This window comes from Enhydrobacter aerosaccus, from assembly GCF_900167455.1.
In the GTDB taxonomy this organism is placed as follows: Bacteria; Pseudomonadota; Alphaproteobacteria; order Reyranellales; family Reyranellaceae; genus Reyranella; species Reyranella aerosaccus.
The window spans coordinates 80,124-94,577 of record NZ_FUWJ01000015.1 but is presented as its reverse complement, the minus strand read 5'-3'; the positions used below and the strand labels follow the sequence as shown (position 1 = coordinate 94,577).

Sequence of the window (14,454 nt, the reverse complement as noted above, 5' to 3'; positions counted from 1 at the left end):
TGAGGAGGCAGGAGGATGCCTCTATCGCTTGTTCTTGATCGGCAGGTTCATCTCGGACGCGGGAATCTCGCGCACGAGCTCGAGCAGGTCGTAGTTGTCCGGCGGATCCTTCTTCATGCGCCACTGGTACATGGCCTGCAGCGCCTGATGGTCCTCCTTGCGGAAGGTCATCTTGCCCTTGGGCGTGTCGAACTCCATGCCTTCCATGGCGGCGATCAGCTTCTCCGTGTCGGTCGACTTGGCCTTCTGGATCGCCTGCACCACCGCCATCGCCGCGCTCATGCCACCGGCGACGAAGAAGTCCGGCGGCGCGCCGTTGTTCTTCTTCTTGTATTCGCTCACCAGCCAGTCGTTGACCGGGTTCTTGGGGAAGCCCCAGTAGTAGTAGATGGCGCCCTCGAGGCCCGGGAACTGCTTCCAGCCCGCCATCACCGGCAGGATGTTGCCGCCCGGCGCGATCTCGATGCCGTAGCGCTCCGGCTTGAGGTCCATCAGCTTCGGGAGCGGATGCGCGCCGGCCCACACCACGGCGATGACCTTGCGGCCGGGCTTGTCCTTCAGCGAGTCGAACAGGCGCTGACCGGCGGCGGTGAAGTCCGTCGTCTGCGCCGGCGTGTATTCCTCGTGCACGACCTTTGCCTTGGAGCCGACGGCCGTCAGCGCTTCCTTGAGCGAGGCGATGCCGTCCTTGCCGAAGGCATTGTCCTGCGCCAGCGTGGCGATGCTGATGTCGGGATCCTTCAAGGTCGCGGCGGCCGCCAGCGCATCCTGCGAGGAGTTGCGCGCGGTGCGGAAGATGTAGCGGTTCCACTTGTCGCCCGTGATCTGGTCGGCCACGGCCGGCTCGACGATCAGGATCTTCTTGTATTCCTCGGCGACCGGCAGCATGGCGAGCGTGACCGGCGAGCCCGTCGTGCCGACCGCGATGTCGACCTTGTCGTCGGCATAGGCCTGCTCCAGCGCCGCCTTGCCCATGTCCGGCTTGAGCTGGTCGTCCTTGAGGATGACCTCGATCTTGCGACCGTCGATCATCATCGTGCCCTTGGTCGCGTATTCCAGGCCCAGCATGAAGCCGGCCTCGGTCTGACGCGCATAGGGCTCCAGCGGACCGGTCTTGCCGTAGATCAGCGCGATCTTGATCGGCTTGTCCTCGGCGGCGGCCGTTCCGGCCACCAGCAGGCCGGCGGCGGCAAGCACTGTACGACGCAACATTGTTTTACCTCCCCAAGTCAGGCCGCCTTTCTAATCGATGATCGCGCCTCGCGCCATGGTGCGGAATTGCCGCCCTCCCCTCGCCGGGGGCGCGCCACTCCACGAGCGGAGCGAGGCTCCGCTCGTGTGGCGCGATCTTTTCCTCGATCCGGCGCATGACGCGCGACGGGAGTCGCGCGCCCCCAGCGGCCTGACCTCAGCGTCGTGGAGTGGCGCGTCATCTCCTGTCCCAGTACCGTGCGATATGGCGAACAAGGGCTGGCACTCGCGCAATTACCTTCCCCACTTCGACTCGCCAGAGGTCACCCAGTTCGTCACGTTCCGCCTTGCCGACAGCCTTCCCAGGCAGGTTCTCGACCGGCTGCAGCGGGCCGAGCGACCTGAAACCTTGCGCCACGCGTTTCTGGACCAGGGTCTGGGCGCCTGTTGGCTGAGGAGCGAGTCGGTCGCACGATTGGTCGAAGGCGCGCTGCTTCAATTCGATGAGATCCGTTATCACCTCCACGCCTGGACGATCATGCCGAACCACGTCCATGTGCTGTTCAGCATGAAGAACGATGCGTCCCTGGGCACAATCGTCGGGTCGTGGAAGCGCTTCACGGCACGCAAGGCGAATGAACGGATCGGACGGACGGGCATCTTCTGGCAAACCGAGTACTGGGATCGCTTCATCCGGAACAAAGCACATTTCCATGCGGCCGAGCATTACATCGACGATAACCCAGTCAAAGCCGGACTGGTCGCCGAGGCTCACCTCTGGCCTTACGGGAGCGCCCGATTCAAAGGGACATGATGTCGATCCAGCGCATGACGCGCCACTGGAGTGGTGCGCCCCCAGCACTGCCGGGATGCGCGACACCCATCATGCGTCATACGCTGATCCACAAGGATGGCATCCCAGGACTGGCACCCAGTAGGCGCCAGGCTGCTGGGGGCGCGCCACTCCAGTGGCGCGATCTTTCTTGCGTATGACGCAGGCAAGAACGCGAAGTGTTATCGTCCCTCCAGCAACGCGCGCTGGCGATGGAAGAGGTCGATGACGGCGTCCATGACGGCGCGGACGCGGGGCAAGGCGCGCAGGTCGCGGTGGACCAGGAGCCACTGGTCGGCAAAGACCTCGGGAATGACGGTGCCGACGCGGCGCAGGCCCGGGTCGGGATCGCCGAGATAACAGGGCAGGATCGCGAAGCCCGCGCCGGCGCGTGCCGCCTCGTGCAGCACCAGCCAGTCGTTGCCACGGATTGCCGGCCGCGCGCCGTCGAGCTTCTGCTGCAGCCACCGTTGCCCCGGCATGTAGACGTGATCGTCGTCGAAGCCGATCCACGGCACCGCCTTGAGCGCTGCCGGTGTCGCGCGGGCGATGGCGAGGTCGGGATGGGCATAGATCGCATAGGCGACGCGGCCGAGCTTGCGCGCGACGATGCCGGCGAGATCGGGTACCTGCTCGCGGATCAGCAGATCGGCCTCGCGGCGCGACAGATTGGCGAGCGTGTGGCTGGCCGTCAGTTCGAATTCGATCTGGTTCAGCTTCCGGCGCAGCTCCGGCAGATGCCGCGCGAGAAAAGCCGCCATCGCCTCGCCCGCCGACAGCCGCACCACGCCGCTCACCGTGTCGGAGAGGCCGGCGCTGCGGCGGTCGATCGACAGGGCCGCCCGCTCCATCACCTCGGCATCGCCCAGCAGCTCCTCGCCGGCACCGGTCGGAACGAACCGATCCGGCAGGCGCTCGAACAGGCGTGCGCCGATCTGCTGCTCCAGCGCCTGGACGCGCCGCGCCACGGTGGGATGGCTGACGCCCAGCGCCTTGGCTGCCGTGGTCAGCGTGCCCTCGCGCGCCAGGGTAAGGAAAATACGCAGGTCGTCCCAGCTCGGAGCCATGTACATATTTGTACAGCGGCTTTTCCGATTTGTGGACTGACGAATAGGAATGTTCGCCCTAGCATTTGCCCATGCACATCGAACCGCGTCTCCTCGTCTTCACCAAGGGCGTGCGTGGCCGCATCGCCGCCGCCGTGCTGCTCGGACTCCTCTCCGTCGGTCTCGGCGTGGCGCGCCTTGGCCTGCTGGGCTGGCTGATCGGCCAGGTCTTCGCCGGCCGCGAGCCCTCGGCTCTGATCCTGCCGATCCTGCTGATCGCGCTGGTGATGGTACTGCGCGGCGCGACCGAGCATTGGCGCGCCGTGGTGGCCCACGAGACGGCGGCGCGGGTGCAGAAGACGCTGCGGCGGACCCTCTACGACAAGATCGCCAGCCTCGGGCCGGGCACGGTCGGCCGCCAGCGCTCGGGCGGCCTCACCCTGTCGATGATCGACGGCGTCGAGCAGCTCGAAACCTATTTCGGCCAGTTCCTGCCGCAGTTCCTGATCGCGCTGCTGTCGCCGCTGCTGATCTTCGCCGTCGTGGCCTGCATCGATCTGCCGGTGGCGCTGGTGATGCTGGCCGCCGCCCTCGTCGCCCTGTTCGCGCCGGCGCTGTGGCACAAATGGGACGTGCGCAACTCGATGTTCCGGCAGAAGTCCTATGCGAGCTTCGCCGCCGAGTTCCTCGATTCGATCCAGGGTCTCGCTACGCTCAAGGCCTTCGGCCAGGGCAAGGCGCGCGCCGACAAGCTCGAGAGCGAGGCACGCGATCTCTTCCGGCGTACCATGTGGGTGCTGGGCACCAACTCGCTGGCCCGCGGCATCACCGATACGGCGATCGCCTGCGGCGCGGCGGCGGCGCTGATCTACGGCGCCTCGCGCGTCGAGTCGGGCGCCATGACGCTGTCGGCGCTGCTGGTGATCCTGATGCTGGGGGTCGAGATCTTCCGGCCCATGCGCGAGCTGCGCACGGTGCTGCATCAGGGCATGGTCGGCCTCTCCGCCGCCCAGGGCGTCTACAAGATCCTCGACGACCAGCCGGCCGTGGCCGACGCGCCGCCGGCGCCGCTCGACAAGCATCTCGCGCCCGTGATCGCCTTCGAGGACGTGCGCTTCGCCTATCCCGGCACGCGGCGCACCATCCACAACGGCCTGTCCTTCCGCGCCGAGGCGGGCGAGCGGCTGGGTCTCGTCGGGCCGTCGGGCGGCGGCAAGTCGTCGATCGTCCGCCTGCTGCTGCGCTTCTACGATCCCGATGACGGCCGCATCACCCTGGGCGGGCACGATCTGCGCACGCTCTCCTTCGCGCAGATCCGCTCGCTGATCTCGGTCGTGAACCAGGACACGTTCCTGTTCCATGGCACGGTCGAGGAGAACCTGCGGCTGGGTCGACCCGACGCGACGCAGGACCAGATCGAGGAGGCGGCGCGCAGCGCCAACATCCACGATTTCATCCGGAGCCTGCCGCAGGGCTATGCGACGGTGATCGGCGAAAAGGGCATCAAGCTCTCGGGTGGCCAGCGCCAGCGTCTCGCCATCGCGCGCGCCCTGCTGCGCGACACGCCGATCCTGGTGCTCGACGAGGCGCTGTCGGCGGTCGATGCCGAGAACGAAGCCGTGATCCAGGAGGCGCTCGACCGGCTGATGCGCGGCCGTACCACGCTGATCCTCGCCCATCGCCTGTCGAGCGTGATCGATTGCGACCGCATTCTCGTGCTCGATGGCGGCCGCGTTGCCGAGGAAGGCAAGCATGCGGCGCTGATGGCGCGCGGTGGCACCTATGCGGCGCTGATGGCGGAGCAGGCTCACTCAGGGGAGCGCGCTACTCCAGTCACGCTTCAAGAAATGAGCGCCACTGGAGTGGCGCACTCCCAAGAAGAGCTGGCACTCGGCCCTACCCCGACCGAAGGCATCATCAAGGCCGAAGGGCTGACCTGGTATCAGGTCGTCGCCACGCTGATGAAGCTGGTGGTGCCGTGGAAGGGCAAGCTCACGGCCACCTTCGTGCTCGGCGTGCTGCGCGTGCTGGCCTTCATCGGTGTCGGCGTATTGTCGGCGCTGATCGTGCTGGCGCTGAAGCATCACGAGCCCTATCGCGGCCTCGCCATCGCGCTCGCCCTCGTGGCGCCGCTGTCGGGCATCCTGCACTGGTTCGAATCGTGGCTCGCGCACGACATGGCGTTCCGCCTGCTGGCCGAGATGCGCATCGATGCCTTCCGCAAGCTGGAGGCGCTGGCGCCCGCCTATCTCGTGCGTCGGCGCACCGGTGACCTGATGGCGCTCGCCACGCACGATATCGAGCTGGTCGAGTACTTCTTCGCCCACACCGTGGCGCCGGCCTTCGTCGCCATCCTGGTGCCGGCCGGCGTCGTCATCGCGCTGGCCACCACCAGCGGCTGGCTGGCGCTGGCGCTGCTGCCCTTCCTGCTCGCCGTCGGCTTGAGTCCGTTCCTGATGCGCAAGCGCGTCGATACGCTGGGCTCGCAGGCACGCGAGGCGGCGGGCGAGCTGGGCGCCTTCGCCGTCGACTCCGTCCAGGGCCTAGGTGAGATCGTCGCCTTCCAGCAGGAGCGTCGGCGCGGCGACCGCCTCGACCAACTCTCGCAGCATCACATCGGGTTGCGCCTGCCCTTCTTCCGCGAGCTGACCCTGCAGCAGAGCCTGCTCGAAGTGATGACCGGCCTCGGCGGACTATCGGTCGTCGTCACCGGCGCCATCCTGTCCAGCACCGGCGCGATCGATCCGGGCCTGCTGCCGCTGCTGACCATCATCGCCATGGCGGCGTTCCTGCCGGTGTCGGAGATCGCGCAGATCGGCCGCCAGCTTGCCGACACGCTGGGCGCCACGCGCCGCATCTATGCGCTGGCCAACGAGCCGATTCCCGTGCGCGATGGTGCGGGCGTGCCGCCGAAGAAAGGTCCAGCGGCGCTGGCGCTGGAAAAGGTGAACTTCACCTATCCCGGCCAGACGCGGCGGGCGCTGAGCGATGTGAGCTTCGTCATCCCCGCCGGCAAGACGGTGGCGCTGGTCGGCACCTCGGGCGCCGGCAAGACGACGACGGCGCAACTGCTGATGCGCTTCTGGGATCCGCAGTCGGGCCGCATCGTGCTGAACGGCGCCGATCTGCGCGACTACAAGCTCGATGCGCTACGCCAGCTCATCGCCCTGGTGGCGCAGGACACCTATCTCTTCAACGACACGCTGCGCGCCAACATCCTGATCGCGCGGCCCGAGGCAACGGAGGTGGAGCTGAACGCCGCCATCGAGCACGCCTCGCTATCGGAGCTGGTGGCGACGCTGCCGGACGGGCTCGACTCGCCGGTCGGCGAGCGCGGCACCAGCCTGAGTGGCGGCCAGCGCCAGCGCGTCGCCATCGCCCGCGCCTTCCTCAAGGATGCGCCGATCCTGATCCTCGACGAGGCGACCTCGCATCTCGACGCGGTCAACGAGCAGGCGGTGCGCCGCGCCCTCGATCTCCTGCAGGCCGACCGCACCACCATCGTCATCGCCCATCGCCTCTCGACCGTGCGCGATGCCGACCTGATCGTGGTGCTCGACGAGGGCCGCGTCGCCGAGACCGGCAGCCACGCGGAACTGCTGGCCCGCGGCGGCCTCTATGCCCGCCTGGTCTCGCGCCAGCTCGCCGTCGCCTACGCGCCGGCCGCGTCGTAACGAAGGCGCGGGCAGGAAGCCCGCGATCCGCACGGCAACGCCTCGCGAATGCCGGCCTGGATCGCATTGACTTGCACCGCGGCAACAGACCACTCTCGCGCCCGTGTCGTCATCGAGTCCGGCCGTTTCCCTGGTCCTGCCGATCCGCATCGACTGGACCAAGCACCTTTTTGCGCTGCGCATGGTGGTGGCGGTCATCGCCTCGCTGGCGGTCGCCTTCTGGCTGCAGGTCGACAATCCGCAATGGGCCGCGCTGAGCGCCTGCCTGGTGATCCAGCCGACCGCGGGCGCCGTCGTGGCCAAGAGCGCCTACCGTGCGATCGGCACCGTCATCGGCTCGCTGTTCGGACTGTTCGCGCTGTCCCTCTACGCCGAGGCGCCGGCCGCCTTCGTGGGCATGATGGTGCTGTGGCTGGGGGCGACGGTGTTCGGCGCCATGCAGGCGCGCAACTTCGTCGCCTATGGCTGCCTGCTGGCCGGCTTTTCCGGCCTGCTGGTCGGCTTCCAGTCCATCACCGCGCCGGATGCCGGCTGGGCAGTGGCGCTGCACCGGACCATCGAGATCCTGATCGGCATCGGCTGCTCGACCGTCGTCACCTTGCTGATCAAGCCGGTCTATGCCGGCGACGTGCTGCACCGCTCGGTCGGCGCCACCTTCTCCGGCCTCGCCGCCTACGCCGCCCGCACCCTCGATCCCACCACGCCGCCCGAGGAGCTGGCGGTCACGCGCCAGCGCATGATCGAGGAGGTCGCCAAGTTCGACGCGCTGCGCTCCTACGCCACCTTCGAGGCAATGGAGCTGCGTGCCGACGACAGCGCGCTGCGTCACGTCGTGCGCGATTTCCTCGGCGTGCTGGCAATCACGCGCAGCCTCTACGTGCGGCTGCAGGGCCTGCGGCAACAGCCCTCCGGGCCGGTGCTCGACCATGTCGGCAACACGCTGGCCAAGGTCGCGGCCGTCCTGCGGGCGGTGTCGGCCGAGACGCGCGTGGCGTTGGGCGATCCGCAGGCGCTCCGTCGCGATCTCCTGCGCGCCCGCCGTGCCCTGCTCCAGGCCCGTACGGCGCTAATCGCCATGGCGGGATCCGTGCCCTTCGACGAACTCGCCAATGCGCTGCTGGTGATCAGCCGCACCGGCGACATGGTGCATCGTCTGTCGATGGTGATGGTGGCGAGCTTCGCCGTGAACCGTCGCCGGCGGCGCCAGCCCCGACCGCATGCGGTGCCGTCGCCGTTCGGCCTCACCGAGGCGATCCTGCAGTCGGTCCGGGCGGCGCTGGCGCTGCTGGTCGTCACGCTGTTCTGGATCGCGACCGCATGGGAAGCGGGCTTCTCCTCGATCGTCGGCCTGGTCGTGGTGCTTTTCTGCGTCGTCAACCAGGACGACCCGGGCAAGCTGGCGCGGCCGTACATTGCGGCCGTCACCTTCGCCCTCGTCCTCGCGCTGGCGGCCACCGCGACCGTGCTGCCGCTGCTCGACGACTTCACCGGCCTCGCTGTCTTCCTGGCGCTCGTGCTCTATCCCGCCGGACTGGCGATGGCGACGCCGCGCTACACCATGGCCGGCGTCGGCTTCGGTGTCTTCTTCATCTCCGAGCTCATCACCGGCAATCAGTTCCAGCCGGTGCCGCAGCAATACGTCAACAATGCGCTGGGATTGATCCTGGGCATGCTCGCCTGCCTGATTGCCGCGCAGGGCCTGCTGCCCGTGTCGCCCGAAGTGATCCGTCGCCGCGCCTGGCGCCGGGTGCTGGCAACGCTGGCAGACGCCGCCCGCGGCGCGCTGCTGGGACTGCAGCCGGCCCGCGCGGTGTTGAGCATTCTGGCGGGCCTGCTGCCGCGCCTCGATCTCACGCGGCCGCGCGAAGAGGAGCTGTTGCGCGGCTGTCTCGGCGCCGCCTCCAACGGCGTCGAGCTGGCACGACTCGGCGGCCTGGCGCGCGATCCCCTCACGCCGCCGGCGATTGCCGAGGCGCTGCAGCCGTGGCTGGTCCTGATGGCCGGCTTCTACGAGACACTGCCCACCGCGCGCGATCGCGCCGCCCGCCTGGCCGAAATCGCGGCGGCGACGCGCACGCTGCATGACAGGCTGGCGGCGCTGGCCGTGCCGCCCGGCTCGCCACAGGCCGGCAGCGCGGTGCGGGCGGCCGCCTCGCTGCGCTTCGTGGCGGATCGCTTCGACACCGATCGCCCTTTCCTGCTACGCACCTTCAACCCCTGATCAGAGCGACATCGAGCCCATGCTTCCGCCGCCCTCCGTCAGCCTCTCCGCCATCAGCCGCGTGGAGGATCTCTCCCTTCTCGGCTTCTACGTGCCCGCCCTGATGGCGTGGGCGCTGCTGGCCCTGCTCGTCTTCATCGCGCTGCACTGGCTGCTGGCGGCGACCCGGCTCTACCGCTTCGTCTGGCATCGCGCGCTGTTCGGCATGGCGCTTTATGTGGTGATCCTGGGCGGCATCGTGCTGGGCGGGAGCGCGGGATGGCTGTGACGCGCAACCTCGTCGGCATCGTCGTGACCGTGGCGGTGGCCGCCGCCGCGGTGTTCATCGGCTGGCGGCTATGGGACTTCTATACCCAGTCGCCCTGGACCCAGGATGCGCGGGTGCGCGCCAATGTCGTCGAGGTGGCGCCCGACGTGTCGGGCCTGATCCGCACCATCAACGTCATCGACAACCAGGTCGTTCACAAGGGCGACGTCCTGTTCGTGATCGACCGCGAACGCTTCAAGATCGCCGTCGAACAGGCCGAGGCGATCGTGCTGATGCGCAAGGAGGCGCTGAAGCTGGCACAGGACGATGCCGAGCGCGACGCCAAGCTCGGCCTCACCGGCGCGGTCTCGGCGGCAGTCTCCGAGCGGACCTCGGCACTGGCCCAGGAAGCCCTGGCCGAGCTGCAGCAGGCCGAGGCCAATCTCGCCACCGCCCGCATCAACCTCACCCGCACCGAGGTGCGCGCGCCGGTCAACGGCTACGTCACCAACCTCACGGCCACCGTCGGCAATTACGCCACCACCGGCCAGGGCGTGCTGGCCCTGGTCGACAGCGACTCCTTCTATGTCTACGCCTACTTCATGGAGACCAAGTTGCCGGCCATCCGCACCGGCGCGAAGGCGCGGGTGCGGCTGATGGCGGGCGGGGCAGAGATCGGCGGCACGGTCGAGGGCGTCAGCCGCGCCATCGCCGATGGCAGCGCCGCCAATGGCCTGCTCGCCAACGTCAATCCGGCCTTCGACTGGATCCGGCTGGCACAGCGCATCCCCGTGCGCATCAAGATCGAGTCCGTCCCGCCCGGCGTGCAACTCGTCGCCGGACTCACCTGCACGGTGGTGGTCGACCAGTCCCGTGCTCCCTGACACGCGGCATCCTATCAGCAATTCTTTGGCAAAGCGGTAGGCTCATAAGCTATTGTTAGGCATGCGCGGCCTCAATCTCGACCAGCTCGACACGTTCAAGCATGTGGTCGAGCTCGGCAGTTTTTCCGCCGCCGCCGACCGGCTCGACCTGACGCAACCGGCGGTCAGCCTGCAGATCCGCCAGCTCGAGAAGCGGCTGGGCGTGCGGCTGATCGAGCGGGTCGGCAAGCGGGCCGCGCCGACGCCAGCCGGCACCGAGCTACTGCTGCACGCCCGAAGGATCGCCGAGGCCGTCGCGGCCACCGAGGAAGCACTGGCGCCCTATGCAGCGGGTACGATGAGCCGCGTGCGCATCGGCACCGGTGCCACCGCCTGCATCCATTTCCTGCCGCCGATCCTGCGTGAACTGCGGCGCCAGTTCCCCGGCCTCGAGATCTACGTCAACACCGGCAATTCGCCCGACGTGCTGAAGCAGGTCGAGGAGAACACGATCGATATCGGCCTCGTCACCCTGCCAGCGATCGGCCGCATGTTCGACGTGACGCCGATGTTCGACGACGAATTCGTCGTGCTGTCGCCGCGCAAGGGCATCACGCTGCCCAAGGCGGTGACGCCCGACGTGCTCATCCGCCATCCGATCGTGCTGCACGAATCGGGCTCGCAGACGCGGCGTATCGTCGACGACTGGTTCGCCGCCGGCGGCTTCACCGTGAAGCCGGCCATGGAGCTGGGCAGCGTCGAGGCGATCAAGGAACTGGTCGATGCCGGGCTGGGCTGCGGCATCGTTCCGCGCATGGCGGTGGAAGGCCCCTACAAGTCACCCAATCTCGTCGTGCAGTCGCTGTCACCGCGACTCAGCCGCAAGATCGGTCTCGTGCTGAGGCGCGACAAGCCCTTGCACAAGGGGCTGCGCGAGACGGTGGCGGCGTTGCGCCGCGCCGCCCGCCTGCGAGCCTGATAGGTGGGCCTGACAGCGCTTTCGCTTATGAAAGTCATAACGGCGCGCGCCTGTGCGTGAGGCGGGCGAGGGCGTAGATTTCCAGCGAGTATGAGTACGTCCTCCATTACCCTCCGCGACGCCGCCGAAGCCGACTTCGAGGCGATCACTTCCATTTACGGTCATCATGTCAGGCACGGCCTCGCCTCCTTCGAGGAGGAGGCGCCCTCGCACGAGGAGATGCTGTCGCGCTGGCGCAAGGTGCTCGATCTCGGCCTGCCCTACATCGTGGCCGAGACCGAGGGGCGCGTTGCCGGCTACAGCTATGCCGGCTCCTACCGGCCGCGACCGGCCTATCGCTACACGGTGGAGAACTCGGTCTATATCGACGATGCGATGCGCGGACGCGGCATCGGCAAGCTCCTGCTCGCCGAGCTGATCGAGCGCTGCACGCGCGGGCCGTGGCAGCAGATGCTGGCCGTGATCGGCAACAGCGGCAATGCCGGATCGATCGCGCTGCATCGCAGTTGCGGCTTCCGGATGATCGGCACGCTCGAGCGCGTCGGCTTCAAGCACGGGCAATGGGTCGATACAGTGCTGATGCAGCGCACCCTCTAGTATTTTGCAGCCGAATCGGCTGCAAACCTCGCTTGTCCCCTCCCCAACACCTGCGGCATCCTTTGTCATAAGAAGCCGTCGGTCCATCGCGCCTATCCGTTGGGGAAACGATGCCGTTCACGCTATCCCGTCGCCAATCCGTCGCCTGGCTCGGCGCCGCGCCGGCAATCCTGCCGGCGCTCGCCCACGGCCAGGGCATCCTTCCCGACAAGCCACTGCGCATCGTCGTCGGCTTCGCTGCCGGCGGCGGCACGGACCTGATGGCGCGCCTGATCGCGGCGCAACTGCAACGCCGGATCAGCCAGCGCATCGTGGTGGAGAACAAGCCGGGCGCCACTGGCGCGACGGCGGGCGAGATCCTGAAGAACGGTCCCAGCGACGGATCGCTGATCGCCCTCATGCCGTCAACGACGCTGGCGGCGCGCGTCGTCACGCCGGGCTTTCCCTTCGATCCGCTGATCGACATCACGCCGATCACCGAGGTGGGCACCTTCCAGGGTGCCTTTGCCGTCTCGCCGACGACTCCGGCCCAGACGGTGGCCGAATATATCGACTGGGTGAAGGGCGATCCGCAGCAACGCGGAAAGGTCGGAACCACGGCGGCCGATCTCACCCTCGACTTCTATATCCGCCTGTTCAGCCGCGAGTTCGGCGTCAAGCTGACGGGCGTGCCGTTCCGCGGCGCCGGGTCCCTCATCCATGACATGAGCGAGGGACTCATTCCGGCCGGCTTCGCCGGTGTGCCCTCCTTCCTGGCCGCCTATCGCGGCAAGCAGATCCGCATCCTCGCCATCTCCGGCCACAATCGACTCGCCGTCGCCCCGAACATTCCCGTCGTGCGCGACGTCGGCCATCCCGAACTCGAGATCGTCGAGTGGTACGGCTTCTTCAGTGCGCCGATGGTGCCGGCGCGCGTGATCCTGGAATGGAATCGTGTTCTGGTGACGACGATCCAGTCGTCCGACGTCTCCGAACAGCTCGCCCAGTTCGGGCTCGAGGTGCAGACCTCGACGCCCGAGGAAACCGTCGCCCTGATTGCGACCCATCTCAAGCGCTGGCACGATCTGGTGACGTCCCTCGGCGGCACGCCCGCCAACTGAATCAAGGTGTCACCATCGATGTTCAGTCACCTTACCGTCGGCAGCAACGATATCGCTCGGGCCAAAGCCTTCTACGATGCCGTCGGCGTGGCGCTCGGCCTGACGCGTCTTGCCGATCATCCGGAAGCGGCGGCATACGGCTCTCCGAACAGTCGGCCGCAATTGTGGATCGTGCGTCCGCTCGACCGTAAGCCAGCCACCGTCGGCAACGGCATCACGATCGGCCTCGAGGCGTCGGATCGCAGTGCGGTCGATGCCGCTCATGCCGCAGCCCTCGCTCACGGCGGCCACGATGAAGGCAAGCCCGGCCTGCGCCCGCATTATCATCCGAACTATTACGGCGCTTATGTCAGAGACCCCGATGGCAACAAGGTCTGCATCGTCTGTCACAAAGCCGTGTGAGGTGCTTGTTGGCTCCGGTGACAGCGCGTAGGGTCGCGCCAAGTTTAGGGAGTAAAGCATGCCGCCGTTGAAGGTGTTCTGGCAGCCTGGTTGAACCAGCTGTTTGAGACTCAAAGAGTTTCTATCGGTCCGTGGGATCGACTTCGTATCCGTGAATGTTCTTGAAGATCCGGACGGCATGGCCGAGCTGCAGCGGCTTGGCGTGCGCTCGGTGCCGGTGCTGGCGCGCGGCGACAAGTTCGTGTTCGGCCAGAGCACCAAGCAGATCGTCGACTTCCTGGGGCTCGCCGAGAAATCCGGGCCGCAGCTTTCGGTCGACGAGCTGTGCCAGCGCGTCGACAAGTTCATGGGCGCCGCCCTCGAGCTCATTCCGCTGATGCCCTATGACCGGCTCGGCACCCATGTCCCTGGCCGCCCGCGCAGCTATCGCACGCTGGGGTTCCATCTCTTCCGCGTCGTCGATGCTTTCCTTGGCACCAACGAGGGCATTCCCCTCGTCCAGGCCATGTTCCGCGAGGAGCCGGCGGCCGATGCCGACACGGCCGCCCTGGTCGCCTATGGCGAAAAGGTCCGGCAGCGTTTCCGCGACTGGCGGGCCAAGGGCGATGCATCGCCGGGCAAGACGCTGCAGACCTATTATGGTCCGCAGTCCCTGCACGAGTTGCTGGAGCGAACCACCTGGCACTCCGGCCAGCATGTGCGTCAGTACATGATGCTGCTTGAGAAGGAAGGCGTCGCCCATCACCGGCCGCTGGTCGAGGCCGACTTCGCCAAGCTGCCGATGCCGCAGAACGTCTGGGACGGCTAGACGCGCGGAAACCTCAGCCTCCGGACGGCGTTTACTGCGCAGGAATTCACCTCGCAGCCCGGAGAACACCATGCGCGCCAATGGCTTGGCTGGTCAGTCCAGCAAGGATCTGGTCAAGGAGATCAACGCGCTCAAGGCGCAGTTGCAGAAACTGTCGACCGCGCTCGAAGCGGAAGCCAGCGACGGCGTCAGCCGAGCGATGAGCACGATCGAGGGCAAGAGCAAGCAGGCGATCGACAATGCGATCCAGGCGGCGCAGGAGTTCGTCGACGAGTACGGCGACAGCGCCCGCGAGACCATGGAGGCCCTGGCCCGGAAGTCGGCGGAACTGCGCGACAAGGCCAAGGATTCGCTGGTCGACAACGTCCAGAATCGCCCGGTGGGAACGCTGGCCGCCATCGTCGGCATCGGCTTCCTCGCGGGGTACCTTTGTCGGCGGCAATAGCCGGGCCTCGCGCCCGGCCTCCCGCGCGGTCGCTAGAACCGGATCTTCC

Annotated in this window: 13 protein-coding genes; 11 read left to right on the top strand and 2 right to left on the bottom strand. The window is 67.4% G+C overall.

Going from position 1 to position 14,454, the window contains the following annotated elements:
- Positions 1 to 21: 21 nt before the first annotated feature.
- The gene (locus B5D62_RS29900) at positions 22 to 1,212 is read right to left on the bottom strand and encodes a substrate-binding domain-containing protein (RefSeq protein WP_085937755.1); all 1,191 of its coding nucleotides are present in this window, start codon (positions 1,210 to 1,212) and stop codon (positions 22 to 24) included.
- Positions 1,213 to 1,456: 244 nt separating this feature from the next.
- Between B5D62_RS29900 and B5D62_RS29895 the strand changes: the two genes are divergently transcribed.
- Positions 1,457 to 2,005, top strand: a complete 549-nt coding sequence (locus tag B5D62_RS29895) for an REP-associated tyrosine transposase (RefSeq protein WP_085937754.1) — start codon at positions 1,457 to 1,459, stop codon at positions 2,003 to 2,005.
- 200 nt (positions 2,006 to 2,205) lie between these two features.
- Here B5D62_RS29895 and B5D62_RS29890 read toward each other — a convergent pair whose 3' ends face one another.
- Positions 2,206 to 3,090, bottom strand: a complete 885-nt coding sequence (locus B5D62_RS29890; RefSeq protein ID WP_170921224.1) for a LysR family transcriptional regulator — start codon at positions 3,088 to 3,090, stop codon at positions 2,206 to 2,208.
- A gap of 71 nt (positions 3,091 to 3,161) precedes the next feature.
- Here B5D62_RS29890 and B5D62_RS29885 point away from each other — a divergent pair, with 71 nt between their 5' ends.
- The 10 genes from B5D62_RS29885 (at position 3,162) to B5D62_RS29840 (ending at position 14,405) form a co-directional block, all read left to right on the top strand.
- On the top strand, positions 3,162 to 6,743 hold the full coding sequence (locus B5D62_RS29885) for an ABC transporter ATP-binding protein (RefSeq protein WP_085937752.1): 3,582 nt from the start codon (positions 3,162 to 3,164) through the stop codon (positions 6,741 to 6,743).
- A 103-nt stretch (positions 6,744 to 6,846) separates the two neighbouring features.
- Positions 6,847 to 8,964, top strand: a complete 2,118-nt coding sequence (locus B5D62_RS29880) for an FUSC family protein (protein ID WP_085937751.1) — start codon at positions 6,847 to 6,849, stop codon at positions 8,962 to 8,964.
- Between the two features lie 19 nt (positions 8,965 to 8,983).
- The gene (locus B5D62_RS29875; RefSeq protein WP_085937750.1) at positions 8,984 to 9,232 is read left to right on the top strand and encodes a DUF1656 domain-containing protein; all 249 of its coding nucleotides are present in this window, start codon (positions 8,984 to 8,986) and stop codon (positions 9,230 to 9,232) included.
- Positions 9,223 to 10,095 (top strand): efflux RND transporter periplasmic adaptor subunit, encoded by an 873-nt coding sequence (locus B5D62_RS29870; protein WP_085937749.1) that lies wholly within the window; start codon positions 9,223 to 9,225, stop codon positions 10,093 to 10,095. Before B5D62_RS29875 ends, B5D62_RS29870 begins: the two co-directional genes overlap by 10 nt.
- A gap of 61 nt (positions 10,096 to 10,156) precedes the next feature.
- Positions 10,157 to 11,053, top strand: coding sequence for a LysR family transcriptional regulator (locus tag B5D62_RS29865; protein WP_085937748.1), 897 nt, complete (start codon positions 10,157 to 10,159; stop codon positions 11,051 to 11,053).
- Positions 11,054 to 11,143: 90 nt separating this feature from the next.
- Positions 11,144 to 11,650, top strand: a complete 507-nt coding sequence (locus tag B5D62_RS29860) for a GNAT family N-acetyltransferase (RefSeq protein WP_085937747.1) — start codon at positions 11,144 to 11,146, stop codon at positions 11,648 to 11,650.
- A gap of 110 nt (positions 11,651 to 11,760) precedes the next feature.
- Positions 11,761 to 12,750 (top strand): Bug family tripartite tricarboxylate transporter substrate binding protein, encoded by a 990-nt coding sequence (locus tag B5D62_RS29855; RefSeq protein WP_085937746.1) that lies wholly within the window; start codon positions 11,761 to 11,763, stop codon positions 12,748 to 12,750.
- An 18-nt stretch (positions 12,751 to 12,768) separates the two neighbouring features.
- Positions 12,769 to 13,152 carry a VOC family protein gene (locus tag B5D62_RS29850; protein ID WP_085937745.1) on the top strand — a complete coding sequence of 128 codons (384 nt, stop codon included), beginning with the start codon at positions 12,769 to 12,771 and terminating at the stop codon, positions 13,150 to 13,152.
- Positions 13,153 to 13,255: 103 nt separating this feature from the next.
- Positions 13,256 to 13,960, top strand: coding sequence for a glutaredoxin family protein (locus B5D62_RS29845; RefSeq protein WP_085937744.1), 705 nt, complete (start codon positions 13,256 to 13,258; stop codon positions 13,958 to 13,960).
- A 70-nt stretch (positions 13,961 to 14,030) separates the two neighbouring features.
- Positions 14,031 to 14,405 carry a hypothetical protein gene (locus tag B5D62_RS29840; RefSeq protein WP_085937743.1) on the top strand — a complete coding sequence of 125 codons (375 nt, stop codon included), beginning with the start codon at positions 14,031 to 14,033 and terminating at the stop codon, positions 14,403 to 14,405.
- Positions 14,406 to 14,454 lie beyond the last annotated feature (49 nt).

Coding starts and splice junctions, on each gene's coding strand:
- B5D62_RS29860 (WP_085937747.1), top strand. CDS start 11,144: ATGAGTACGTCCTCCATTACCCTCCGCGACGCCGCCGAAGCCGACTTC.
- B5D62_RS29900 (WP_085937755.1), bottom strand. CDS start 1,212: ATGTTGCGTCGTACAGTGCTTGCCGCCGCCGGCCTGCTGGTGGCCGGA.
- B5D62_RS29855 (WP_085937746.1), top strand. CDS start 11,761: ATGCCGTTCACGCTATCCCGTCGCCAATCCGTCGCCTGGCTCGGCGCC.
- B5D62_RS29875 (WP_085937750.1), top strand. CDS start 8,984: ATGCTTCCGCCGCCCTCCGTCAGCCTCTCCGCCATCAGCCGCGTGGAG.
- B5D62_RS29850 (WP_085937745.1), top strand. CDS start 12,769: ATGTTCAGTCACCTTACCGTCGGCAGCAACGATATCGCTCGGGCCAAA.
- B5D62_RS29840 (WP_085937743.1), top strand. CDS start 14,031: ATGCGCGCCAATGGCTTGGCTGGTCAGTCCAGCAAGGATCTGGTCAAG.
- B5D62_RS29885 (WP_085937752.1), top strand. CDS start 3,162: ATGCACATCGAACCGCGTCTCCTCGTCTTCACCAAGGGCGTGCGTGGC.
- B5D62_RS29890 (WP_170921224.1), bottom strand. CDS start 3,090: ATGGCTCCGAGCTGGGACGACCTGCGTATTTTCCTTACCCTGGCGCGC.
- B5D62_RS29865 (WP_085937748.1), top strand. CDS start 10,157: ATGCGCGGCCTCAATCTCGACCAGCTCGACACGTTCAAGCATGTGGTC.
- B5D62_RS29870 (WP_085937749.1), top strand. CDS start 9,223: ATGGCTGTGACGCGCAACCTCGTCGGCATCGTCGTGACCGTGGCGGTG.
- B5D62_RS29895 (WP_085937754.1), top strand. CDS start 1,457: ATGGCGAACAAGGGCTGGCACTCGCGCAATTACCTTCCCCACTTCGAC.